Source organism: Paraburkholderia sp. CI2 (assembly GCF_014201055.1).
In the GTDB taxonomy this organism is placed as follows: domain Bacteria; phylum Pseudomonadota; class Gammaproteobacteria; order Burkholderiales; family Burkholderiaceae; genus Paraburkholderia; species Paraburkholderia tuberum.
Genome location: NZ_JACHDL010000007.1, coordinates 167280 through 189329, shown reverse-complemented (window position 1 = coordinate 189329; position 22050 = coordinate 167280). Strand labels below are relative to the sequence as shown.

Annotated in this window: 21 protein-coding genes and 1 pseudogene; 14 read left to right on the top strand and 8 right to left on the bottom strand. The window is 65.3% G+C overall.

Annotated features, from left to right (window positions below):
* Positions 1–17 precede the first annotated feature (17 nt).
* The 5 genes from queA to secF all read left to right on the top strand — a co-directional run bounded on the left by queA (position 18) and on the right by secF (position 6085).
* Positions 18–1076, top strand: coding sequence for a tRNA preQ1(34) S-adenosylmethionine ribosyltransferase-isomerase QueA (gene queA, locus HDG32_RS12840; protein WP_184067244.1), 1059 nt, complete (start codon positions 18–20; stop codon positions 1074–1076).
* A 114-nt stretch (positions 1077–1190) separates the two neighbouring features.
* Positions 1191–2381, top strand: a complete 1191-nt coding sequence (tgt, locus tag HDG32_RS12835) for a tRNA guanosine(34) transglycosylase Tgt (RefSeq protein WP_184067240.1) — start codon at positions 1191–1193, stop codon at positions 2379–2381.
* Positions 2382–2576: 195 nt separating this feature from the next.
* Positions 2577–2906 carry a preprotein translocase subunit YajC gene (gene yajC / locus HDG32_RS12830; RefSeq protein WP_184034524.1) on the top strand — a complete coding sequence of 110 codons (330 nt, stop codon included), beginning with the start codon at positions 2577–2579 and terminating at the stop codon, positions 2904–2906.
* Between the two features lie 116 nt (positions 2907–3022).
* Positions 3023–5116 (top strand): protein translocase subunit SecD, encoded by a 2094-nt coding sequence (gene secD / locus HDG32_RS12825; protein ID WP_184067237.1) that lies wholly within the window; start codon positions 3023–3025, stop codon positions 5114–5116.
* A gap of 18 nt (positions 5117–5134) precedes the next feature.
* Entirely contained in the window at positions 5135–6085 is a 951-nt protein-coding gene (secF, locus tag HDG32_RS12820; RefSeq protein WP_184034530.1) for a protein translocase subunit SecF, read from the top strand.
* A 114-nt stretch (positions 6086–6199) separates the two neighbouring features.
* On the opposite strand, the gene HDG32_RS12815 is transcribed toward secF, so the two are convergent.
* The 4 genes from HDG32_RS12815 to HDG32_RS12800 all read right to left on the bottom strand — a co-directional run bounded on the left by HDG32_RS12815 (position 6200) and on the right by HDG32_RS12800 (position 9560).
* Positions 6200–7477 carry an MFS transporter gene (locus HDG32_RS12815; RefSeq protein WP_184067234.1) on the bottom strand — a complete coding sequence of 426 codons (1278 nt, stop codon included), beginning with the start codon at positions 7475–7477 and terminating at the stop codon, positions 6200–6202.
* Between the two features lie 269 nt (positions 7478–7746).
* Positions 7747–8316: a YceI family protein gene (locus HDG32_RS12810; protein ID WP_184034536.1), complete on the bottom strand. Its 570-nt coding sequence runs from the start codon at positions 8314–8316 to the stop codon at positions 7747–7749.
* A 111-nt stretch (positions 8317–8427) separates the two neighbouring features.
* Positions 8428–8991, bottom strand: coding sequence for a YceI family protein (locus HDG32_RS12805; protein WP_184067231.1), 564 nt, complete (start codon positions 8989–8991; stop codon positions 8428–8430).
* Between the two features lie 8 nt (positions 8992–8999).
* Positions 9000–9560, bottom strand: coding sequence for a cytochrome b (locus tag HDG32_RS12800; RefSeq protein WP_184067228.1), 561 nt, complete (start codon positions 9558–9560; stop codon positions 9000–9002).
* Between the two features lie 450 nt (positions 9561–10010).
* Between HDG32_RS12800 and HDG32_RS12795 the strand changes: the two genes are divergently transcribed.
* From HDG32_RS12795 to HDG32_RS12760, 8 genes are all read left to right on the top strand, one after another.
* Positions 10011–10799, top strand: coding sequence for a paraquat-inducible protein A (locus tag HDG32_RS12795; protein WP_184067225.1), 789 nt, complete (start codon positions 10011–10013; stop codon positions 10797–10799).
* A gap of 7 nt (positions 10800–10806) precedes the next feature.
* Positions 10807–11457 (top strand): paraquat-inducible protein A, encoded by a 651-nt coding sequence (locus HDG32_RS12790; RefSeq protein WP_184034548.1) that lies wholly within the window; start codon positions 10807–10809, stop codon positions 11455–11457.
* The gene (locus tag HDG32_RS12785) at positions 11450–13111 is read left to right on the top strand and encodes an intermembrane transport protein PqiB (protein WP_184067222.1); all 1662 of its coding nucleotides are present in this window, start codon (positions 11450–11452) and stop codon (positions 13109–13111) included. Before HDG32_RS12790 ends, HDG32_RS12785 begins: the two co-directional genes overlap by 8 nt.
* Positions 13108–13881, top strand: a complete 774-nt coding sequence (locus HDG32_RS12780; protein WP_184067219.1) for a PqiC family protein — start codon at positions 13108–13110, stop codon at positions 13879–13881. The genes HDG32_RS12785 and HDG32_RS12780 overlap by 4 nt, the downstream gene beginning before the upstream one ends.
* 145 nt (positions 13882–14026) lie before the next feature.
* A complete protein-coding gene (locus HDG32_RS12775) occupies positions 14027–16201 on the top strand; it encodes a site-specific recombinase (protein ID WP_184067216.1) in 2175 nt (724 codons plus the stop codon).
* Between the two features lie 97 nt (positions 16202–16298).
* Complete coding sequence (locus HDG32_RS12770; RefSeq protein WP_184067212.1) at positions 16299–17585, top strand: class I SAM-dependent RNA methyltransferase; 1287 nt, start codon at positions 16299–16301, stop codon at positions 17583–17585.
* Positions 17586–17813: 228 nt separating this feature from the next.
* Positions 17814–18197, top strand: coding sequence for a VOC family protein (locus tag HDG32_RS12765; RefSeq protein WP_184034560.1), 384 nt, complete (start codon positions 17814–17816; stop codon positions 18195–18197).
* Between the two features lie 40 nt (positions 18198–18237).
* The gene (locus HDG32_RS12760) at positions 18238–18981 is read left to right on the top strand and encodes a YafY family protein (protein ID WP_184067209.1); all 744 of its coding nucleotides are present in this window, start codon (positions 18238–18240) and stop codon (positions 18979–18981) included.
* Between the two features lie 294 nt (positions 18982–19275).
* On the opposite strand, the gene HDG32_RS12755 is transcribed toward HDG32_RS12760, so the two are convergent.
* Both HDG32_RS12755 and HDG32_RS12750 read right to left on the bottom strand, forming a co-directional pair.
* On the bottom strand, positions 19276–19695 hold the full coding sequence (locus HDG32_RS12755; RefSeq protein WP_184003177.1) for a type II toxin-antitoxin system VapC family toxin: 420 nt from the start codon (positions 19693–19695) through the stop codon (positions 19276–19278).
* The gene (locus HDG32_RS12750; RefSeq protein WP_184067206.1) at positions 19692–19943 is read right to left on the bottom strand and encodes a type II toxin-antitoxin system prevent-host-death family antitoxin; all 252 of its coding nucleotides are present in this window, start codon (positions 19941–19943) and stop codon (positions 19692–19694) included. The genes HDG32_RS12755 and HDG32_RS12750 overlap by 4 nt, the downstream gene beginning before the upstream one ends.
* 174 nt (positions 19944–20117) lie before the next feature.
* Here HDG32_RS12750 and HDG32_RS36365 point away from each other — a divergent pair.
* Positions 20118–20207: pseudogene (locus HDG32_RS36365) on the top strand (DNA-binding transcriptional regulator); the annotation flags it as partial.
* A gap of 52 nt (positions 20208–20259) precedes the next feature.
* On the opposite strand, the gene HDG32_RS12745 reads toward HDG32_RS36365, so the two are convergent.
* A complete protein-coding gene (locus tag HDG32_RS12745) occupies positions 20260–21711 on the bottom strand; it encodes an NAD(P)(+) transhydrogenase (Re/Si-specific) subunit beta (protein ID WP_184067203.1) in 1452 nt (483 codons plus the stop codon).
* On the bottom strand, positions 21712–22038 hold the full coding sequence (locus tag HDG32_RS12740; RefSeq protein WP_018419437.1) for an NAD(P) transhydrogenase subunit alpha: 327 nt from the start codon (positions 22036–22038) through the stop codon (positions 21712–21714).
* Positions 22039–22050 lie beyond the last annotated feature (12 nt).

The following is a 22050-nucleotide window of genomic DNA, read 5'->3' as shown; positions in this document are numbered from 1 at the left end:
CGCTTCCAGTCGTTCGCATGTTTACGCTTTCCGATTTCGATTTCGATCTGCCGCCCGAGCTGATCGCGCAAGTCGCGCTGCCCGAGCGCAGCGCAAGCCGTCTGCTCGACGTGGACGCCGCAGGCGCCGCCGACGGCGCCGCGCGCCTGCTCGACCGCCGCTTCACCGAACTGCCCGAGTGCCTCGCGCCGGGCGATCTGCTCGTCTTCAACGATACCAAAGTGCTGAAGGCGCGCTTCTTCGGCCAGAAGTCGAGCGGCGGCAAGATCGAAGTGCTGGTCGAGCGCCTGACTGGCGAGCGCAGCGCGCTCGCGCAGATCCGGGCGAGCAAGAGCCCGCAGGCGGGCACGACGATCCGTCTCGCGGATGCGTTCGACGTCACCGTCGGCGAGCGCGTCGATCAGTTCTACACGCTGCGTTTCCCCGACGACTGCCTGACGCTGATCGAGCAGTACGGCCGTCTGCCGCTACCGCCGTACATCGAGCACGCCCCCGACGCGACCGACGAAACCCGCTATCAGACCGTATTCGCGCAGAACCCGGGCGCGGTCGCCGCGCCGACCGCCGGCCTGCACTTCGACGACACGCTGCTCGCCCGGCTCGACGCCCTCGGCATCGACCGCGCGACGCTGACGCTGCACGTCGGCGCGGGCACGTTTCAGCCGGTGCGCGTCGAAAACATCGCCGAGCACAAGATGCACAGCGAGTGGTATCACCTGCCGCAAGCGCTCGCGGACAAGATCGCCGCGACCAATGCGCGCGGCAACCGCGTGATCGCGGTCGGCACAACGTCGATGCGCGCGCTCGAAGCCGCCGCGCGCGACGCCGAAGCCGCCGGCCATCCGCTCGGCGCGGCGAGCGCGGAAACCGACATCTTCATCACGCCGGGCTACCGGTTCCGCGTGGTCGACCGGCTGGTCACGAACTTCCATTTGCCGAAATCTACGCTGCTGATGCTGGTGTCGGCGTTCGCGGGCGTCGAGACGATTCGCGCCGCGTACCGTCATGCGATCGACGAGCGCTATCGTTTTTTCAGCTACGGTGACGCGATGCTGCTCACGCGGCGCGATGCATGAGCCGGTTCGCGCACTGCTTCAGCGTATTGGCAGTTTTCCTAGTCGCCGCGATCCCTCGTGGCGGTTTTCATTGATTGCGCCGGACTGTTTTCCGGTAGCCCAGGAGTGATCCCCATGACCCTTGGTCATCCCTCGCAACAGTCTGCCCACGAGCGCCCCGAGAACGGCCTCAAATTCGAACTGCTCGGCACCGACGGCCTCGCGCGCCGCGGCCGCGTCACGCTCAATCACGGCGTGGTGGAGACGCCGATCTTCATGCCGGTCGGCACCTACGGCACCGTGAAGGCGGTCCAGCCGCGCGAGCTCGACGAAATGCACGCGCAGATCATCCTCGGCAATACGTTTCACCTGTGGCTGCGACCCGGCCTCGAAACCATCGAGGCGCACGGCGGCCTGCACGGCTTCATGGGCTGGAAGAAGCCGATCCTGACCGACTCGGGCGGCTTCCAGGTGTTCTCGCTCGGCGACCTGCGCAAGATCACCGAGGACGGCGTCACGTTCGCGTCGCCGATCAACGGCGACCGGCTGTTCCTGTCGCCGGAAGTGTCGATGCAGATCCAGAAGCTGCTGAACTCGGACATCGTGATGCAGTTCGACGAATGCACGCCGTACGCGACCGACAACATCCCGACCTCGCACACGGAAGCCGCCGAATCGATGCGCATGTCGATGCGCTGGGCGCAACGCTCGATCGACGAATTCGAGCGCCTCGGCAATCCGAATGCACTGTTCGGCATCGTGCAGGGCGGCATGTTCGAGGATCTGCGCGACGAGTCGCTCGCCGGCCTCGCGGAGAAGAACTTCCACGGCCTCGCGATCGGCGGTCTGTCGGTCGGCGAGCCGAAGGAAGACATGATGCGGATCCTGAACCACATCGGCCCGAAGCTGCCGGCCGACAAGCCGCACTACCTGATGGGCGTCGGCACGCCGGAAGACCTGGTGGCCGGCGTCGCGGCCGGCATCGACATGTTCGACTGCGTGATGCCCACGCGCAACGCGCGCAACGGCTGGCTCTTCACGCGTTTCGGCGACATCAAGATCCGCAACGCGACGCACAGGAACTCGCTGCGCCCGCTCGACGAGCAATGCGGCTGCTACACCTGCCGCAACTTCACGCGCGGCTATCTGCACCACCTGCATCGCGTCGGCGAAATTCTCGGCGCGCAGCTGAACACGATCCACAACCTGCATTACTACCTGGAACTGATGCAGGAAATGCGCGATGCGATCGAGGCGAAACTGTTCGAGACATTCCGCAAGCGTTTCCACGAAGACCGCGCGCGCGGCGTCGAACCGTCGTCCTGACCGCCCGCCACATGGATTGCGCATGCCGCACGCGGACAACTTACAATTTACTTTCGCCGGCCGCTGAATTTGCCCCGAATCGGACCTTTAAACGGTTGATCCCAAAGCCGATTCGCCGCGCCGGCGCGCGTGTGGCCGGTGGTAGAATAATCGGCTGATTTTTTTGATCGTTTGACTGATAACGGAGAGACCAACGTGTCGTTCATTTCCAATGCCTTCGCGCAAGGCGCAGCAGCAGGTGGTATCGAATCGAACCTGATGAGCTTCCTGCCGCTGATCCTGATGTTCGGCGTGCTGTACTTCATCATGATTCGCCCGCAAATGAAGCGTCAGAAGGAACATCGCAACATGCTCGCAGCGATGGCCAGGGGCGATGAAGTCGTGACGAACGGCGGTATCGTCGGCAAGGTGACGAAGGTGGGCGAAGCCTACGTCGGCATCGAAATCTCGGAAGGCACGGAAGTCACCGTGCAAAAGGCGTCGGTCACGACAATTCTCCCGAAGGGCACGATCAAGTCGCTGTAAGGCCTGCACTCCCCGCGTCCGGTGCGGCCTCGCCGGCGGTTCAGGCAGTTCGCTGAACGGCCCGCGCTCATCGCCGGACGCATCGCATCCAAGCCAACCTTCCCGTTGGACCACTCATGAATCGCTACCCCCTCTGGAAATACGCCGTGATGCTGGTGGCTCTGGTCATCGGCCTCGTGTACACGCTGCCCAATCTGTACGGCGAAGCGCCGGCGGTGCAGGTGTCGAGCGGCAAGGCCACGGTCAGACTCGACGCCGCCACGCTAGCGTCGATCGAAGCCGCGCTCGCGGCCAATCACATCAAGCCGACCGCAATCACGTTCGACAACTCGCAGAACAACGCGAACATCCGCGTGCGCCTGACGGACACGGACACGCAGTTGCGCGTGAAAGACCTGCTGCAGAAGTCGCTCAATAGCGACCCGAACGATCCGCAGTACGTCGTCGCACTGAACCTGCAAAGCGCGTCGCCGACCTGGATGACCGCGCTGCGCGCGCTGCCGATGTACCTCGGTCTCGACCTGCGCGGCGGTGTGCACTTCCTGCTGCAGGTCGACATGGCCGGCGCGCTGAACAAGAAGCTCGACTCGGACGCCTCGGACGTGCGCACGCTGCTGCGCGACAACAACGTGCGCGACGGCGGCGTGAATCGCGTGAACCAGTCGGTGGTGGTGAATCTGGCCGACCAGGCCACGGCGGACGCGGCACTCAAGCTGCTCGGCCGCAGCGTCAGCGAACTGCAGTGGGCGTCGCAGCCGAACACCGGCGCGGACGGCGGCGTGCAGCTCGTCGGCACCTTCACGCCGGCCGTGCAGCGCGCGGTGCAGGAAGCCGCGCTCAAGCAGAACATCACGACGCTGCATAACCGCGTGAACGAACTCGGCGTGGCCGAGCCGGTGATCCAGCAACAGGGCACGGACCGCATCGTCGTCGAGCTGCCGGGCGTGCAGGACACCGCGAAGGCGAAGGACATCATCGGCCGTACGGCGACGCTCGAAGCGCGCCTCGCCGATCCGGTCAACACGCATCCGAACCCGAACGAGCCGGTGCCGCCGGGCGATGAACTCTTCACGCAAGGCAACCAGACGCCGGTGCTGCTGCGCAAGCAGGTGATCTTCACCGGCGACCGCATCATCGACGCGTCGGCGGGCTTCGACGAGCATCAGCGTCCGTCGGTCAATATCCGTCTCGACTCGGCCGGCGGCCGCGCGGTGCGCGCGGTATCGCGTGACAACATCGGCAAGCCAATGGCGATGGTGCTGTTCGAGCGCGGCAAGGGCGAAGTGCTGACCGTCGCGACCATTCAGTCGGAACTGGGCGACCGCTTCCAGATCACCGGCCAGCCGACCCCGCAAGCGGCCGCCGACCTCGCGCTGCTGCTGCGCGCCGGTTCGCTCGCCGCGCCGATGGAAATCATCGAGGAACGCACGATCGGCCCGAGCCTCGGCGCCGACAATATCAAGAAGGGCTTCCACTCGGTCGTGTGGGGCTTCGCGGCCATCGCCGTATTCATGAGCGCGTACTACATGCTGTTCGGCGTGATCTCGATGGTCGGCCTGTCCGTGAACCTGCTGCTGCTGGTCGCGGTGCTGTCGATGCTGCAGGCCACGCTCACGCTGCCGGGGATCGCCGCTATCGCGCTCGCGCTCGGTATGGCGATCGACGCGAACGTGCTGATCAACGAGCGCGTGCGCGAGGAACTGCGCCACGGCGCGCCGCCGCAACTGGCCATCCAGAACGGCTACGCGCATGCATGGGCGACGATTCTCGACTCGAACGTGACCACGCTGATCGCCGGCCTCGCGCTGCTCGCGTTCGGCTCCGGTCCGGTGCGCGGCTTCGCGATCGTCCACTGTATCGGCATTCTGACGTCGATGTTCTCGGCGGTGTTCTTCTCGCGCGGCCTGGTCAACTTCTGGTACGGCGGCAAGAAGAAGCTGAAGTCGCTGTCCATCGGCCAGGTGTGGCGTCCGCAAACGGCGGCGGCAGGCTCGGCCGCATATGCCGGCAACACCCTCGGCGGCAGCGACGCCGCGACCGACACCGCGCAGGCCATCGCCACGGCGAAGGCGAGCGCGAAGGCAAGCTCGAAGGCACCGGCCGCGGCCGGCGCGAAGGGTCGCGCGAAGCCGACCGTGCGCCGCCGCAATGCGCCGGGCACGCCGACGTCGAATGACTCGACGCGGCATAAACCGGGTTCATCCCGCTGAGTCCCGGAGAACAAGACCATGGAATTTTTCCGTTTCCGTAAAGACATTCCGTTCATGCAGCGCGCGTTGATCTTCAACGCGATCTCGCTGATCACCTTCCTCGCCGCCGTGTTCTTCCTCGTGCATCGCGGGCTGCATCTGTCGGTGGAATTCACCGGCGGTACCGTGATCGAGGTGCAGTATCCGGGCGCGGTGCCGCTCGACCCGGTGCGTAACACGCTCGGCAAGCTCGGCTATGCCGACGCGCAGGTGCAGAACTTCGGCTCCTCGCGCGACGTACTGATCCGTCTGCCGCTGAAGACGGGCTACACGTCCGCGCAGCAGAGCGACCAGGTGATGGGCGCGCTGAAGGCCGACACGCCGGAAGTGCAGTTGCAGCGCGTCGAGTTCGTCGGTCCACAGGTCGGCAAGGAGCTCGCCACCGACGGTCTGCTCGCGCTCGCCTGCGTGGTGGCCGGCATCGTGATCTACCTGTCGTTCCGCTTCGAATGGAAGTACGCGATCGCCGGCGTGATCGCCAACCTGCACGACGTCGTCATCATTCTCGGCTTCTTCGCGTTCTTCCAGTGGGAGTTCTCGCTGTCGGTGCTGGCCGCGGTGCTCGCGGTGCTCGGCTATTCGGTCAACGAGTCGGTCGTTATCTTCGACCGGATTCGCGAAACCTTCCGCCGCGAACGCAAGATGACCGTGATCGAAGTGATCAACCACGCAATCACCAGCACGATGTCGCGAACCGTCATCACGCACGGCTGTACGCAGATGATGGTGCTGTCGATGTTCCTGTTCGGCGGCCCGACGCTGCACTACTTCGCGCTCGCGCTGACGGTCGGTATTCTGTTCGGTATCTACTCGTCGGTGTTCGTCGCCGCGGCTCTTGCCATGTGGTTCGGCGTCAAGCGCGAAGACCTGATCAAGGACAAGAAGGAACGCGTCGATCCGGACGATCCGAACGCGGGCGCCCAGGTTTGATGCGCGCGTAACCGCTGAGGATGCGCACAATAAAAAAGGCCGGTTCTGTCGAACCGGCCTTTTGCGTTTACGTACGCCGTCGTTACCGCCTCGTTCCCAGGGCCTGTTCAGGCCCTAGCGGAACCCCAGCTTGCGCCGTGCGCCGATCAGCGCCGCGATGCTCAGCAGCGCGGCAAACATCACGTAGTAGCTCGGCGCTGCCTTCGAACCGGTCGCGCTGATCAGCCACGCGATGATGAACGGCCCGAAGCCGCCGAAGATCGTCACCGCGATGTTATACGCGAGCGACATGCCGGTCGTGCGCGTCTGCACCGGGAATATCTCCGACAGCAGTCCCGGCGTCGCGCCGAAGTAGCCGCTGACGAGAAAACCGAACACGATCTGCCACACGATCAGCGTGCCGAAGCTCGGATGCGCGATCAGGAACGCGAACGCCGGATAGACGAGCACGAACAGCAGCACGGCCGCGCCCAGCATGATGCGTGTGCGTCCATGCAGGTCCGACCAATGCCCGGCCACGGGCGAGAACACCATCTGGATCAGACCCGTCACCGCGATCGCCGAGAACGCGACCGACGGCGCGAGCCCCAGTTGCCGCACGCCATAGGTCGGCATGAACAGCATCAGATACGCGGACACGGTCCCGAGGATCACCACGCCCATCGCGATCACGAGCCGCAGCTTTTGCGTCGCGAACGTATCGCGCAGCGGCGTCTGCGTCGTTTCGGCGGCGAGGAATTCGGGCGTCTCGTCGAGCCTGGTGCGGATGTAGAACGCAACGGGCCCAATCAGCAGACCGAAAAAGAACGGCACGCGCCAGCCCCACGATGCCATCTGTTCCGGCGACAGCTGGCCGGTCAGCAACGCGCCGAAACCGGCCGCGAGCAGCGTCGTCAGACCCTGGCTCGCCATCTGCCAGCTCGCGTAGAAGCCGCGCCGGCCCGGCACGTGCTCGGCGAGAAACGCAGTCGCGCTGCCGAATTCGCCGCCGGCCGAGAAGCCTTGCATCAGCCGCGCGAGCACGAGGATCAGCGGCGCGGCGAGACCGATGCTCTGGTAGGTCGGCAAAATCGCGATGATCAGCGTGCCGCTCATCATCAGCAGGATGGAAAGCGTGAGCGCCGCCTTGCGCCCGGCGCGGTCCGAGTACGCGCCGATCACGATCGCGCCGAGCGGCCGCATGAAGAATGACACGCCGAACGTGCCGAGCGTGAGCAGCAGCGATACGGTGTCGTTGCCGGCCGGAAAAAACAGCTTGGAGATGGTCACGGCGAAAAAGCCGTACACCACGAGATCGAACCATTCGAGCGCGTTGCCGATCGAGGCGGCCACCACCGCGCGCCACGAATTCTGCCGGCTTCCCGCGACGCTTGCTGCTGTCGTTGCATTCATCCAGATCTCCTGTACTGCGCGAAATATTTATCGACACGAACGCATAACGTCCGCCCAGGCCATCCCGGCAACGCGCAGCACCGGCATGACTGCTTGCGCTCTATTTAACTGAAAAAATAAAAGTGATGCGAGCGACAAATGGCCGAGGCGCGCCACCATGGCCGCGGCGTTCGCAACGGGCGACAAAAAACCGCTTCGTCGGTGAACGACCGAAGCGGTTTTCGTATTGCGGCGCAGCGCGGATCGAATCGCAACAACTGCCGGCGCCCCTACTGCTGCTTGATACCTTCCGACTGGATATGCAGGCGCGTCTGCATGCTGAAGCCGTACTTCGCGCCGAACTCCATGCCGTAATCGGCGCGATTGAATTCGGTGCTCGCCTCGACGCCGCAGACTTCGCGCTTGAGGACCGGGTGCTGCATGCACTTGAACGAATCGATCTTCAGATTCACCGGCTTCGTGATGCCGCGAATCGTCAGCGTGCCGATCACCTCGACGGGCTTGTCGCCGTCGAACTTGATCTCGGTGCCCTTGTAGGTCACGGTCGGATACTTCTCGACGTCGAAGAACTCGGCGGCCCTCAGGTGATCGTCGAGCTTCGGGTTGCCGGTCTGCACCGAAGCGGGATCGACGGTGACGTCGACGGTGCCGGTTTTGGCCGCGCGATCGAGCGTCACCGTTCCCGTGGTCTTCGTGAATTTGCCGCGCCAGATCGACAGACCGCCAAAGTGGTCGGCCTCGAAGCTCGGAAACGTATGCATCGGATCAAGCAGATAGGTATCGGCGGCGAAGGCGCCGAGCGACAGCGACGAAGCCAGCGCGCCAACAGCGATCAATATGGACGTTTTCAATTCGTGCTCCTGTTTTGCGTTGAAAATCGCGGTGCAACCTGCGGTGGGAAAGCGGCCGCGCCCCACGTGGCGCGGCGGACCTCGCGCACGCCGTGCGCGTTACTTGCGCGCGGCGACGATATGAAACTTGATCACGACCTCGTCGGCGACGACCGATGTGTCCTTCCATTCGCCGGTGCCGATGTCGAATTGCGAGCGCTTGATCGGCAGCGCGCCGTCGAAAGTCTGCATCGCGCCCTGCTGGCCGACCGTGACCGGCACCACGACCGTCTCCGACTTGCCCTTGATGGTCAGCTTACCGGTCACCTTGAACTGGCTGCCGCCGGCCGGCGCGATCGCGCTCGACACGAACGTCGCGCTCGGAAAGGTCTTCGCGTCGAACCATTCCTTGCCGCGCACCTGCTCGTTGTAGCTCTCGTCGCCGAGATCGTAGCTGGCGACGTCGATGTCGAGCTGCGCGCTGCCGGCCGTCGGTTTGGCCGGATCGAAGCTGACCTGCGCCGTGAACTTGTTGAACTTGCCTTCGACCGGCACGTTCATCTGCTTCGAGGTAGCCGTCACCGAACTCTTCGCGACGTCGACCTGCGCGAGCGCCGCGCCCGCGGCGCTCAGCGACGCCGCTGCGAACGCGGCCAGCATGTAGCGATAAAACGAACCCTTCATGGTTGTCCTTATTTGAGGAAGGGGAGCATGCGCGACAGCAGGCCGTCGCGATCGAGCCATTGATGCTTGAGCGCCGCCGCGGTGTGTAGCGCGACCAGCACGAGCAACGTGTAATTCAACGCGATGTGCAGGTTCTTCAGCACTTCCTTCAGGTGCGGATCGGGCGCGATGATTCGCGGCAGCGGAATCAGCCCGAGGTAGACGACCGGCACGTTCGCCGCCGAGCTATACAGATAGCCGGACACGGGAATCACGATCATCAGCACGTACAGCAACAGATGTGTGACATGCGCGGCGCCACGCTGCCAGGTGGGCATGCGGCGCGGCATCGGCGGCGAGGCGTGGGTCGCGCGCCACAGGATGCGCACGATCGCGAGCGCGAACACGGTCACGCCGATCCATTTGTGCCACGAGAAATAGCGCAGCTTGGTGGGCGTGAAGCCCGGGATGTCGGTCATCACCCAGCCGAGCGCAAAGCCGCAGACGATCAGCAGTGCGATCAGCCAGTGAAACGCGATGGCGGTCCGCGTGTACGACTCCCGGGTACCGAACGATGGATTGAGTGTCATGACAGATCAACGCAGGCAGTTAGAAGTTAACGGCGCGCCGCGGCCAGCTATTCCGCGATCACCGCCGCGCATCGGCGCGGCACGCGCGGCCGATGCGGCGGACATCATCGCCACAAAAGGCCGCCGGGCATGCCACGGGCGCCATGCTACCCCAAGCGCGAAAAGCTGGCTGGAGCGCGTCGGCGGAACGGGCCCGAATTTTGCGCTGCAATGGCCCCAAGGCGCCGCGTCACCGCCCTTGCGTTGAACGATTCGGGGACGGAAGTCCCCGAAGCGACGCCATCTCAGGCCCGGACCAGCGCGCGCGAGGGACGGCGCCACGCCCCGCGCCGCGCGCGGCTCGCGTCGGTCGCGAGGCCGCGTTTGGTACTATTGCTGCTCACCGCCGTCCGACCCCTCGAAACGAGCAGGCCTTGCACGCCGCCACTACGTCGTTAGCCCATCTGCCGCATGGAACATGACAACCTGATCGCGTGCCATGAATGCGATACGCTGTTCCGCAAGCCACGGCTTGTCGGGCGCGTCGCCGCGCGTTGTCCGCGCTGCGGCGCGACGCTCTATCGCGGCGTCTCGCGCAAGCTCGACGCGATCTGCGCACTGACGCTCGCCGCGCTGATCACGTTCGTGATCGCGCAGGGCTTTCCGATCGTCGAACTCGAAACCAACGGCATCACGTCACAGACTACGCTGTTCGGCGCGCTCGTCGCGCTGTGGGGCGAGGACATGGAGATCGTCGCCGTGATGGTGTTCTGCTCGACGATCCTCTTTCCGTTCACCGAACTCGTCGCGCTGCTGTACGTGCTGGTGCCGCTACGCGCCGGCTACGTGCCCGCGCACTTCAATCGCGTGCTGCGCGCGATCCAGTTCGTGCGGCCGTGGGGCATGATCGAAGTGTTCATGCTCGGCGTGCTGATCACGATCGTGAAGATGGTGAGCCTCGCGCGCGTGATTCCCGAGGCGGCGCTGTTCGCGTTCGGCGCGCTGACGCTGATGTTCGCGGTCGTCGTCACATTCGATCCGCGCGTGCTGTGGGATGTCGCCGACGAGATCGACGCGAGCGGCGATCGGCCGTTGCCGCGCACGTCGGACGACAGCGCGGCGGTCGCGGTCGGCTCGCTCGCCGGTCCGCCGGCGCCGTCCGCGCTCGCGGGCTCGACCAGCGGCAGCGCTGGTGGCACAACCAACAGCACGGCGGACGGCACCCCGCCCGGCTTGCCGCCCACGCCGCGCGAAGGATGAGCCCACGATGAAATACGTCACCGCGAAACGCGCGGGCCTGCTGTCCTGCCATTCGTGCGGGCGCGTCGAACCGCGCATCCGCTCGGTCACGCCGCAGCACTGCGGCCGCTGCGGCGCGCATCTGCACTCGCGCAACCCCGACAGCCTGATGCGCACATGGGCACTGCTGATCGCCGCGGCGCTGCTGTATATCCCGGCGAATCTGCTGCCGGTGATGCATACGTCGTCGCTGCTCGGCTCCGAGGACGACACCATCATGAGCGGCGTCGTCTATTTCTGGACTTCCGGCGACTGGCCGCTCGCGATGATCGTGTTCATCGCCAGCATCCTGGTGCCGATGCTGAAGCTCTCGGTGCTCGTGCTGCTCACCGTCACCGCTCAGCGCCGCTCGCGCTGGCGTCCGCAACAGCGCACGACGCTGTACCGGATGGTCGAGCGGATCGGCCGCTGGTCGATGCTCGACGTGTTCGTCGTCACGCTCACCGTGGCGCTCGTGCGTTTCAAATCGCTGGCCGTGATCACGGCCGGGCCGGGCGCGATCGCGTTCGGCTCGGTCGTGATCCTGACGATGCTGGCCTCCATGCAATTCGATCCACGACTCATCTGGGACCCCGTGGAAAGCCGTACCCCAACACCTCAGGATCTCGACCATGACTAGCCCGCAAGGACCGACGCCCGCTTCCGATGACGCGCCGCGCAACGATTCGAACGGACCCAGACTGCCGCCCCAACTGCCCGACCCCGAGATCGAGCCACGCAGCCGCTGGCTGCCGTCGCTCGTCTGGGTGATTCCGCTGATTGCCGCGCTGATCGGCATCGCGCTCGTGATCAGGTCGGTGACCGAGCGCGGGCCCGTGATCACGATCAGCTTCATCAGCGCGGAAGGGCTCGAGCCGGGCAAGACCAAGGTCAAGTACAAGGACGTCGACGTGGGCGCGGTGAAGACGATCACGCTGTCGCAGGATCTGTCGCACGTGCTCGTGCAGGTGCAGTTGACCAAGGAAGGCGGAAAGTTCGCGGTCAAGGACTCGCGCTTCTGGGTGGTGCGTCCGCGCGTCGGCGCGAGCGGCGTGTCGGGTCTGACCACGCTGCTGTCGGGTTCGTACATCGGCGCCGACGCGGGCCGCTCGACCGAAAGCGAGAGCAACTTCGTCGGCCTCGAAACGCCGCCGCCCATCACCGGCGACCAGAAAGGCCACCAGTACACGCTGCACGGCGATTCGCTCGGCTCGATCGACATCGGCTCGCCGATCTTCTACCGGCGCGTGCAGGTCGGTCAGGTGGTCGGCTTCTCGCTCGACAGGGACGGCACCGGCGTGACGATGCGGGTGTTCGTGTCGGCGCCGTTCGACCAGTACGTCGGCACCAACACGCGCTGGTGGCATGCGAGCGGCGTCGATCTGCGGCTCGATTCGAGCGGCTTCAAGCTGAATACGCAGTCGCTCGCGACAGTGATCGTCGGCGGTCTGTCTTTCCAGTCGCCGCCCGGCCAGAACATGGGCCCGCAGGCGCCGAACAACCAGACCTTCCGCCTCGGCTCGGACGAAGCGGACGCGATGCGCGAACCAGACGGCGTGCCCTTGCGCGTCGTGATGAACTTCAACCAGTCGCTGCGCGGGCTGTCGATCGGCGCGCCGGTCGATTTCCGCGGCATCGTGCTCGGCCAGGTGACCAATATCGGCATCGACTACGATCCGAAGACGCAGAGCTTCACGATGCCGGTCACGATGAACCTGTACCCGGACCGCCTCGGCAAGCGCTTCCGCGAGAGCTCGCCGCAGCCGGGCACGCTCGCCGGCGAGAACCTGCTGCAGGAACTCGTCAGGCACGGCCTGCGCGGCCAGTTGCGCACCGGCAACCTGATCACGAGCCAGCTGTACGTGGCGCTCGATATCTTCCCGAAAGCGCCGCCGGCCAAGGTCGACGTGACGACCGATCCGTTCGAGCTGCCGACCATTCCGAACACGCTCGACGAATTGCAGCTGCAGGTCGCCGACATCGCGAAGAAGCTCGACAAGGTGCCGTTCGACCAGATCGGCGCGAATCTGAACACCGCGCTGAAGAACGCCGACCAGCTGTTCTCGCGTCTCGACAACGAAGTCGTGCCGCAGGCGCGCGACACGCTGACGGCCGCGAAGCAGACCTTCAGTTCGGCCCAGGCAACCTTGCAGCAGGATTCGCCGATGCAGTCCGACGTTCATCAGGCGTTGCAGGAACTGACGCGCACGTTGCAGTCGCTGAACGCGCTGTCGGACTACCTCGAGCGTCATCCCGAATCGCTGTTGCGCGGTAAATCAGGAGATAAACCATGATGTTTGCCCGGCTCCCCCGTCCGCCGCGCTCGCTCGTGCGCGGTGCCGTACGCGGCGTCGCGTACGGCACCGCACTGGCTGCGGCTCTCGCCATCGCGGCGTGCTCGTCGCCGTCGAGCCGTTTCTATACGCTGGGTGGCGCGGATAGCGCAAGCACCGCCGCGCATGGCACCGCGCCGGCCGTCGCGCGCACGAGCGCCGCGCCTGCCTGGCTGATCGAAGTCGCGCCGGTCAACGTGCCGCCGCAGGTGGCGAGAAATCAGCTGGTCGTGCAGACCGGGCCGACTCAGGTGCAGTTGCTCGAACAGGAGCGTTGGGCGTCGCTGCCCGGCGATGAAATCCGCCGCGCGCTGTCGACGAATCTGACGCAGCAGCTCGGCACCATCGATACGTTCGGCACCGCGCACCCCGACGACGCGGCCGTGTACCGGATCGCCATGAACGTGCAGCGCTTCGAGTCGTGGCCCGGCTCGCATGCGTTGATCGATGCGGTGTGGAGCGTGCGGGCCGTGCGCAGCAATGCGGTGATGACCTGTCGCAGCGTGGTCAGCGAGACGGTTGGCGGCGGGTACGACGCGCTCGTCGATGGACATCGGCGCGCGCTCGCGGAAGTGTCGACACAGATCGCGATGGGCGTGCGCGCGATGGCGGCAACGGCCGTTGCTTCCACGAACACGACGGGCCGGCCTTCGTCTTCGGCCAGACCCGCCGCGGCGCCGGCCGTGCCGCCCTGTCCTTCGGCGGGAACGGCCGCGGGAGCCGGCGCCTGACAGGCCCGGCTGGCGCGAGCCCGGTGCCCGCGTGCACACGCGTGTTGAGCCGGGCCGCACCCACTTCAGCGCACACCTTCAGCAGACGCGCATCCGCAATACCTGCTTGCCCCTCCGATTCCGCGCGTCTCTGCACGAAAACACCATGTTCGACTCCATCACACGGTTGATAAAAAAATGGCGCGCGTCGCGCGACGGCGGCCATCAACTCGATGTCCTGCTCGCGATCGCCGACAAGAGCGCACCGTATGCGGAACGCAGCGAGTGGCTGATCGAACTCGCGCACTGGATTCGCCGCGACCGTACGATGCGGCCCGTCACGACGGATACCGACGACACCGCCGCCCCACAGTCCAACCCCGCCCATACGCGCATCCGCTACCTGCTGCGCGTGCTCGATCGCAACCCCGCGTGGAAGGCGAACGTCGCCGGCATCCTGCGCGCGCTGCTGCGCGAAAGCGATGGCCTCTCGCTGCTGTGCGACGCCGGCATGCCGGTGCATTCGGGCTTCTTCGGCGCGGTGTTCGAACGCATCGAGGCGTCGCTGATTCCGCCCGCGCCGAACCGCCGCGACCTCACCGCGATCGTCACGCTGATGTTCGGCTCCGAGCCCGACGCCGAATGGATCGACACGCTGCCCACCGATCTGCTGGTGCGTATCCACGCGCTATTCGACTACGCGCCCGACGACGACGAAGACGGACGCGACAGCACGCCCTTCTCGCTCGACCTGCTGGCCGCGCTGCACAACCTGACCTGCCAGATCAGCTCGACCGGACTGTCGCAAACGGTGCGCAGCCGGCTGGGCGGTGTCGCGCCACCTGGCGATCGCATCGACGACCGCGTCGACCGCGTAATCGACGCACGAACCACCGACGTCAACGGCGTGCGCGTCGCCATGGAAAGCCAACCGTTCTACCGCCTCACCCGCGCGATGCTCGCGGTCGAAGCCGCTCACGACGCGTACGCGGCGGGCGCCCCGCAGGAGCCGCTGCTACGCGAGGTCAACTATCTGCGGCTGCTGCTCGACGAATGCCGCGGCGCAACCGACAACGTGTTCGCGCATCTGTACCGCAACGGCGTGAGTGTCGACATCGTGTTCCAGGTCGAGCGGATGCGCATGCGCATCGAGCGCGCCGAGCATCTGCTCGATGCCTGGATGGCGCAGGACGATCTGCACGCGGCCGCGCGCCTGACCGCCGAACTCGTGCGCGCCAATCACGCGAGCCAGAGCGTCGCGCATCTCGCGCGCAGCAATTCATCGCTGCTCGCGCGCAAGATCGTCGAGTACAGCGCGGACACCGGCGAACACTACATCACGCGCGATCGCGCCGAGTATCTGAAGATGATGCGCATGGCGGCCGGCGGCGGACTCGTGACCGTCGTCACCGTGTGCGTGAAGTTCGCGATCACCGGCGCCCATCTGCACGCGATGCTCGAAGGCGTGCTCGCCGGCATCAACTACGCGGCGAGCTTTCTGCTGATCCACTTCCTGCACTTCTCGCTCGCGACCAAACAGCCCGCGATGACCGCGCCGACGCTCGCGCGCGAACTCGACGGCGTCGGCACGCCGGCCGGCGTCGACAGTTTCGTGAGTTCGGTGACCGCACTGATGCGCACGCAGGCCGCGGCGGTGCTCGGCAACGTGCTGCTGGTGTTTCCCGTCAGTCTGTGCGTGGATCTGCTGTACCACGCGCTGTTCAACACCGACCTCATTTCGGCCGACAAGGCGATCGCGACGCTGCAGTCGTTCTCGCTGATCGGGCCGACGCCGTTCTATGCGGCGTTGACGGGCGTGCTGCTGTGGTCGTCCAGCCTGCTCGCGGGCTGGGCGGACAACTGGTTCATCCTGCATCGCGTCGCCGACGCGCTCGCCTACAACCGGCGCCTGCGCATGACGCTCGGCGTGGCCGGCGCCGACCGTCTCGCGCGCTTGTGCCGCGCGAACGTCGCGGGCGTGGTCGGCAATATCACGCTCGGCCTGATGCTCGGGCTCGTGCCGGCGATCCTCACCGCCTTCACGTTCAAGTTCGACGTGCGTCACGTGACGCTGTCTGCCGGCTCGATCGGCGTGGCGCTCGGCGTGCTCGGCGAAAGCGCGCTGAAGCTGCCGACTCTGTGGTGGGCGGTGGCGGGCGTCGGCAGCATGGCGATTCTCAATGTCGCGGTGAGTTTTGCGCTGGCGTTCTACATGGCGGTGAAATCGCGCGATTTGCGGCGCAATGCGGTGCGCTCGCTGCGCGGGGCGATCTGGCAGCGGGTCAGGCGGCATCCGCTGGAACTCGTGTGGCCGGCCAAAGCGGGACGCGAGGCGAGATAGCGCGAGGACAGACGACGGGCCGGCGCGCCAATCGCGCCGGCCCGCCGACCCCGACCGCGTACAATAGCGCCTTATCCAACGCCTTGCGGCAACCTCAATGTCCTTCGATTTCTTCCTTCCTTGCCCGCGCGGGCTCGAAGCTCCGCTCGCGGCCGAACTCGCCGAAATTGCCGCCAAACATCTGAACGGCGCCCCCTTCACGGCCGGCGCCCAGGTACCGGGCGGCGTGCATTTTCGCGGCGGCTGGGCCGCCGGTATGGCCGCCAATCTGCACTCGCGTCTCGCGAGCCGCGTGCTGCTGAAAATCGCGGAGCGGCCCTACCGCAGCGAGCAGGACATCTACGCGCTCGCGCTCGAGCAGCGCTGGGAGCAGTGGTTCTCCGCGCACGAGACGTTGCGCGTCGACGTCACCGCGATCAAGTCGCCGCTGCGCAGTCTCGAGTTCACGACGCTGCGCGTGAAGGACGCGATCTGCGATCGTCTGCGCGAAAAAAGCGGCGTGCGGCCGAGCATCGACACCGCGATGCCCGACGTGCGCGTGTTCGCGTTCCTGAGCGCGACCGACTGCACGCTGTACCTCGACACGTCCGGCGATCCGCTATTCAAGCGCGGCTGGCGTCTCGACAAGGGCGCGGCGCCGCTGCGCGAAAACCTCGCGGCTGGCATTTTGCGTCTGACTGGCTGGCAGGCCGGCACGCCGCTCTACGATCCGATGTGCGGTAGCGGCACGTTCCTCGCGGAAGCGGCGCAGCTCGCGTTGAACATCGCGCCGGGCGTCGAGCGGCGCTTCGGCTTCGAGAAGCTCAAACAGTTCGACGCGCGGAGCTGGCAAGCGCTGAAGGGCGCCGCGCTCGAGGCGAAAAATGCGGCGCGCGGCTCGCGCGGCGCGGATCTGGAGATTTTCGGCAGCGACATCTCCGGCGACATGCTCGAAAAAGCACGCGCGAACTTCGAGCGCGCCGGCTTGCCGGCCATTTCGCTCAAGCAGCTCGATGCGCGCGACATGACCCCGCCTGGCTCGGCGCCGGGCATCCTCGTCGCGAATCCGCCGTATGGCGAGCGGATCGAAGTGCGCGGCCGCAATGCGCGCGGCGAGCTTCGCGAAGGCCGCGGCAATCGCGACGACGACGGCTTCCGCCGCATTCAGGAAGAAGCGCCGGACAGCGAGTTTTTCCAGTTGCTCGGCAATGCGTTGAAGCAGCGCTTTGCCGGATGGCATGCGTTCATCCTGACGTCGGATCGCAAGCTTCCGGGGCAACTGCGGCTGCGCGAATCGACGAAGACGCCGCTGTTCAACGGTGCGCTCGAATGCCGGCTGTTCCGCTTCGATCTGATCGCGGGCAGCGTGCGGCAGCGTCCGCAGGGCGATACGCCGGCGGCTTGAGGCTGTTTCTAGCGGGGCGGCGCGCTGTCGTCGCCCTGTCGTCATCGCGTCGCTCGAAAAGCAGGCCACGCGCATGAGCGATGTGGTCGGCGTGTTTCAGTTGCTGGTGGGGTGAAGCGGTCGCGTCTTCGCACCCTACTGCCACCACGCTGTCAGCAGCCCCCCCGCACACTCCTTCTCACGCCATCCGGCGCTTGAACGGCCTACTGCCAACCGAAGGAGAGTGTCATGTCCGCATTGCCCAAACTCGTTGCCTGGTTCGAAATCCCGTCCGTCGATTTCGATCGCGCGGTGCGCTTCTACGAAGCCGCGCTCGACGCCCCGCTGAATCGCCAGGAGATCGGCGGCCAGCCGATCGCCGTGTTCAGCTACGAGGAGCCCGCGACCGGCGGCGCGATCGTCCACAATCCGTCGATGACGCCCGGCGTCGACGGCGTCACCGTCTACCTGAACGCGCTGCCCACCGTCGACGCGGCGCTTGCGCGCATCGAACGGGCGGGCGGCAAGACCGACGGCCCGGTGATCAAGCTGCCGCAGGACATCGGCTATATCGCGTTCTTCACCGATACCGAAGGCAACCGCCTCGGCCTGCATTCGCGCACCAACGGCTAAGCGCGCACCTGAAGCCGCTGCGCCCCGACCGAAGGCCGCCATGCGGCGCTATCATCGCGGGACCGTCGCCTTCCTCCTCTACCCGACGCCCACGATGACGCGCCGCGCCGACCGCCTGTTCCAGATCGCCGAGCTGCTGCGCGGCCGGCGCCTGACCACCGCGCAGCAACTAGCCGACTGGCTGAACATCTCGCCGCGCACGGTCTATCGCGACGTGCGCGATCTGCAATTGTCGGGGGTGCCGATCGAAGGCGAAGCGGGCATCGGTTATCGGCTGTCGCGCTCGGCAAGTCTGCCGCCGCTGACCTTCACCGCCGACGAACTCGCCGCGCTCGCCGCCGGCGCGCGCATGCTCGAATCATGGGGCGGCGCGGGCTTCGCGAGCGGCGCGCGGGGCGCGCTGGCCAAAATCGCATCGGCGATGCCCGCCGACAAGCGCGCGACGCTCGAACGGCTCGCGATCTTCGCGCCGTCGTTTCACATCAAGGGGGATTTTTCGACGCAGCTCGACTCGCTGCATCGCGCGATCGATGCGCGCCAGGTGGTGCGCTTCGCGTACACCGACGCCAACGGCGCCGACACCGAGCGCCGCGTCTGGCCGCTCGCGCTCGCGTACTGGGGCGCGCGCTGGACGCTCGGCGCATGGTGCGAGCTGCGTGCTGATTTCCGCAACTTCGGACTGGAGAAGATGCGCGATCTCGAAGTGCTCGAGACGTATCCCGATCAGGAAGGCAGGCGGCTCGCGGATCTGCTGCGGCACGTAAACGCGAGGCCGAAAATATGAAAAGGATCGCGGCGCGACGCACCGCGATCTCAGGGTCTGTTTACCGCTAACGAGCTACTCGAACCGCCTTCACCATATCCTCGATTACCTTCTTCGCGTCGCCGAACACCATCATCGTCTTGTCCATGTAGATGCGTTGATGGTCATTGGGTCAAGCTCCCTATGAAAGCCCGCCGCATCAGGCTTACGGCCGGGGTGCCCGGCGATCCAGGCGGTTATCGCAGGTAAAACGCATTCCGGTAGGTCCAGTTACCGGCATTGACCCGACGCGAAATTTTTCGCGTCCGCGAAAAATCACGCGGCCTGCCAAGGGTTCACAAGGGAGACGCCCGTTGCTACGAAATCAGCGACATTTCGCGTCACCACGGTCATACCATGAACGATCGCCGTAGCGGCGATAAGCGCATCACGCTCCGAGCGCCGATCCGGTACATGCAAGCGCGCGCAGCGTAAGGCAACGCCCGTATCGACAGGCAGCACGCGATCCGCAAATTCAGTTAAGACGTGCTCATCGAGCCATGCACGCAGCAACGCGCCTTGGCTCGGGTCGCTGCGCTCCTTCAGCAAAACGCCCGTTGCCAGCTCCATGATCGTGATTGCAGAAACAAAGAGCGCCGAAGCATCGACGCTCTTTGCCCAGGCGACGAGGTTGGCATCCGCCCTGCGCCCCTTACGGAGTTCGGAAACGACATTCGTATCGATAACAAACATCAGAGTTCAGCCGGCCGGATAGATATATCCACGCGCGGCGGATCGAATTCAATGTCAGCAACCTCGGGCATGGCCAAGGCGTCCACGATGTTGCGACGTTGTCCGGCGAGAAGCCAGTATTCCTCGATGCTCAGCAAAACATGGGCGGGCCTGCCGCGATCGGTGATGAATACCGGGCCGTCCTTGGTCGCCTTTTTCGCCCGGGTCACATCCTGATTGAGTTCCCTGCTGGATAAGGTCGTAATCGTCATATTCCCTCCCGCTATCTAACGTAGTAACGTTACTACATGTCAGGAACGTAGACAAGTCACTACGTTGTGAGTTCCGAAAGAGAAACTTTCGCGTCCGCGAAAAATCCGCCGACGGCGGCTCACTTATGCTCGCTCTCCTGATCGAGAGCGAGCAACGCAAGGTGGTCCTCCAGCGATCTCGAAGTGCTCGAGACGTATCCGGATCAGGAAGGCAGGCGGCTCGCGGATCTGCTGCGGCATCTGAACGCGAAGCCGAACAGATGAGAAGGATCGCGGTGACCCACCGCGATCCTGACGCCGATTCACCGCTAGCGCTCTAGTCGACCGCCTTCACCATATCCTCGATCACCTTCTTCGCGTCGCCGAACACCATCATCGTCTTGTCCATGTAGAACAGGTCGTTGTCGAGCCCGGCGTAGCCCGCCGCCATCGAGCGCTTGTTGACGATCACGGTGCGCGCCTTGTACGCCTCGATGATCGGCATGCCCGCGATCGGCGACTTCGGATCGTTCTTCGCGGCCGGATTCACCACGTCGTTCGCGCCGAGCACGAGCACCACGTCGACCTGGCCGAACTCGCCGTTGATGTCCTCCATCTCGTACACCATGTCGTACGGCACTTCGGCCTCGGCGAGCAGCACGTTCATGTGACCCGGCATCCGCCCGGCCACCGGGTGAATGGCGTACTTCACCTCGATGCCCTTCTCGACCAGCTTGTCGGTCAGCTCCTTCAACGCATGCTGCGCGCGCGCGACGGCCAGCCCGTAGCCCGGCACGATCACGACCGTTTCCGCGTTACCCATCATGAACGACGCGTCATCGGCCGAACCCGATTTCACCGGACGCTGCTCCGCCGCGCCGCCCGCGGCCGCGCCCGGCTCGTTGCCGAAACCGCCGAGGATCACGTTGAAGAACGAGCGGTTCATCGCGCGGCACATGATGTACGACAGGATCGCACCCGACGACCCCACCAGCGAGCCGGCGATGATCAGCATCGGATTGTTCAGCGAGAAGCCGATGCCCGCCGCCGCCCAGCCCGAGTACGAGTTCAGCATCGACACGACGACCGGCATGTCCGCTCCGCCGATCGGAATGATGATCAGCACGCCGAGCACGAACGCGATGATCGTCATGATGATGAACGGCAGCCACGACTGCGTGAGGAAGAAGAGGACGCCAAAGCCGAGCATCGCGAGCGCGAGCATCAGGTTGATCAGATGCTGGCCGCCGTAGACGACCGGCGCACCCTGAAACAACCGGAACCTGTACTTGCCCGACAGCTTGCCGAACGCGATCACCGAGCCGCTAAAAGTAATCGCGCCGACGAACGTGCCGATGAACAGTTCGATGCGGTTGCCGTACGGCAGGAAGCCCTCGATCGGCACGTCGGGATCGACGAGGCCGAACGCGGCCGGCTCCGACACCACCCCATACGCGATGCACACGGCCGCGAGACCGATCAGCGAGTGCATCGCCGCGACCAGTTCAGGCATCTTGGTCATCTCGACGCGCGCGGCGACGAACGCGCCGATCGCACCGCCGATCACGAGCCCGAACAGCAGCAGGCCGAGACCGAGACCGAGATTGGAGCCAAGTGCTTCGGCCTGCCGCGAGATCAGCGCGATGGTCGTCAGAATCGCGATCGCCATGCCGACCATGCCGAAGGTATTGCCGACGCGCGCGGTCTTCGGATTGGACAGCCCCTTGAGCGCCTGGATGAAGCAGACCGACGCGACCAGATACAGCAGCGTGACGACGTTCAGGCTCATTTACGTACCCTCCTTGCCGCCAGCCGGTAGTTTCCTGGGTTCTTTCTTCTTGAACATCTCGAGCATTCGCCGCGTGACGAGGAATCCGCCGAACACGTTGACGGCCGCGAGCGCCACCGCGATCGTGCCGAAGAACTTCCCGGCGCTGCCGACGGTGAGACCCGCCGCGAGCATCGCGCCGACGATCACGATCGCCGAGATCGCATTGGTCACGGCCATCAGCGGCGTATGCAGCGCGGGCGTGACGTTCCAGACCACGTGATAGCCGACGTAGATCGCCAGCACGAAGATGATCAGGTTGATCACCGTGTGATTGATGACTTCCATCTTCGGCTTCCC

Coding starts and splice junctions, on each gene's coding strand:
- HDG32_RS12765 (WP_184034560.1), top strand. CDS start 17,814: ATGTCCGCATTGCCCAAACTCGTTGCCTGGTTCGAAATCCCGTCCGTC.
- HDG32_RS12740 (WP_018419437.1), bottom strand. CDS start 22,038: ATGGAAGTCATCAATCACACGGTGATCAACCTGATCATCTTCGTGCTG.
- HDG32_RS12815 (WP_184067234.1), bottom strand. CDS start 7,477: ATGAATGCAACGACAGCAGCAAGCGTCGCGGGAAGCCGGCAGAATTCG.
- HDG32_RS12790 (WP_184034548.1), top strand. CDS start 10,807: ATGAAATACGTCACCGCGAAACGCGCGGGCCTGCTGTCCTGCCATTCG.
- queA (WP_184067244.1), top strand. CDS start 18: ATGTTTACGCTTTCCGATTTCGATTTCGATCTGCCGCCCGAGCTGATC.
- HDG32_RS12795 (WP_184067225.1), top strand. CDS start 10,011: ATGGAACATGACAACCTGATCGCGTGCCATGAATGCGATACGCTGTTC.
- secD (WP_184067237.1), top strand. CDS start 3,023: ATGAATCGCTACCCCCTCTGGAAATACGCCGTGATGCTGGTGGCTCTG.
- HDG32_RS12770 (WP_184067212.1), top strand. CDS start 16,299: ATGTCCTTCGATTTCTTCCTTCCTTGCCCGCGCGGGCTCGAAGCTCCG.
- HDG32_RS12805 (WP_184067231.1), bottom strand. CDS start 8,991: ATGAAGGGTTCGTTTTATCGCTACATGCTGGCCGCGTTCGCAGCGGCG.
- secF (WP_184034530.1), top strand. CDS start 5,135: ATGGAATTTTTCCGTTTCCGTAAAGACATTCCGTTCATGCAGCGCGCG.
- HDG32_RS12780 (WP_184067219.1), top strand. CDS start 13,108: ATGATGTTTGCCCGGCTCCCCCGTCCGCCGCGCTCGCTCGTGCGCGGT.
- HDG32_RS12750 (WP_184067206.1), bottom strand. CDS start 19,943: ATGACGATTACGACCTTATCCAGCAGGGAACTCAATCAGGATGTGACC.
- HDG32_RS12745 (WP_184067203.1), bottom strand. CDS start 21,711: ATGAGCCTGAACGTCGTCACGCTGCTGTATCTGGTCGCGTCGGTCTGC.
- HDG32_RS12775 (WP_184067216.1), top strand. CDS start 14,027: ATGTTCGACTCCATCACACGGTTGATAAAAAAATGGCGCGCGTCGCGC.
- tgt (WP_184067240.1), top strand. CDS start 1,191: ATGACCCTTGGTCATCCCTCGCAACAGTCTGCCCACGAGCGCCCCGAG.
- HDG32_RS12785 (WP_184067222.1), top strand. CDS start 11,450: ATGACTAGCCCGCAAGGACCGACGCCCGCTTCCGATGACGCGCCGCGC.
- HDG32_RS12800 (WP_184067228.1), bottom strand. CDS start 9,560: ATGACACTCAATCCATCGTTCGGTACCCGGGAGTCGTACACGCGGACC.
- HDG32_RS12760 (WP_184067209.1), top strand. CDS start 18,238: ATGCGGCGCTATCATCGCGGGACCGTCGCCTTCCTCCTCTACCCGACG.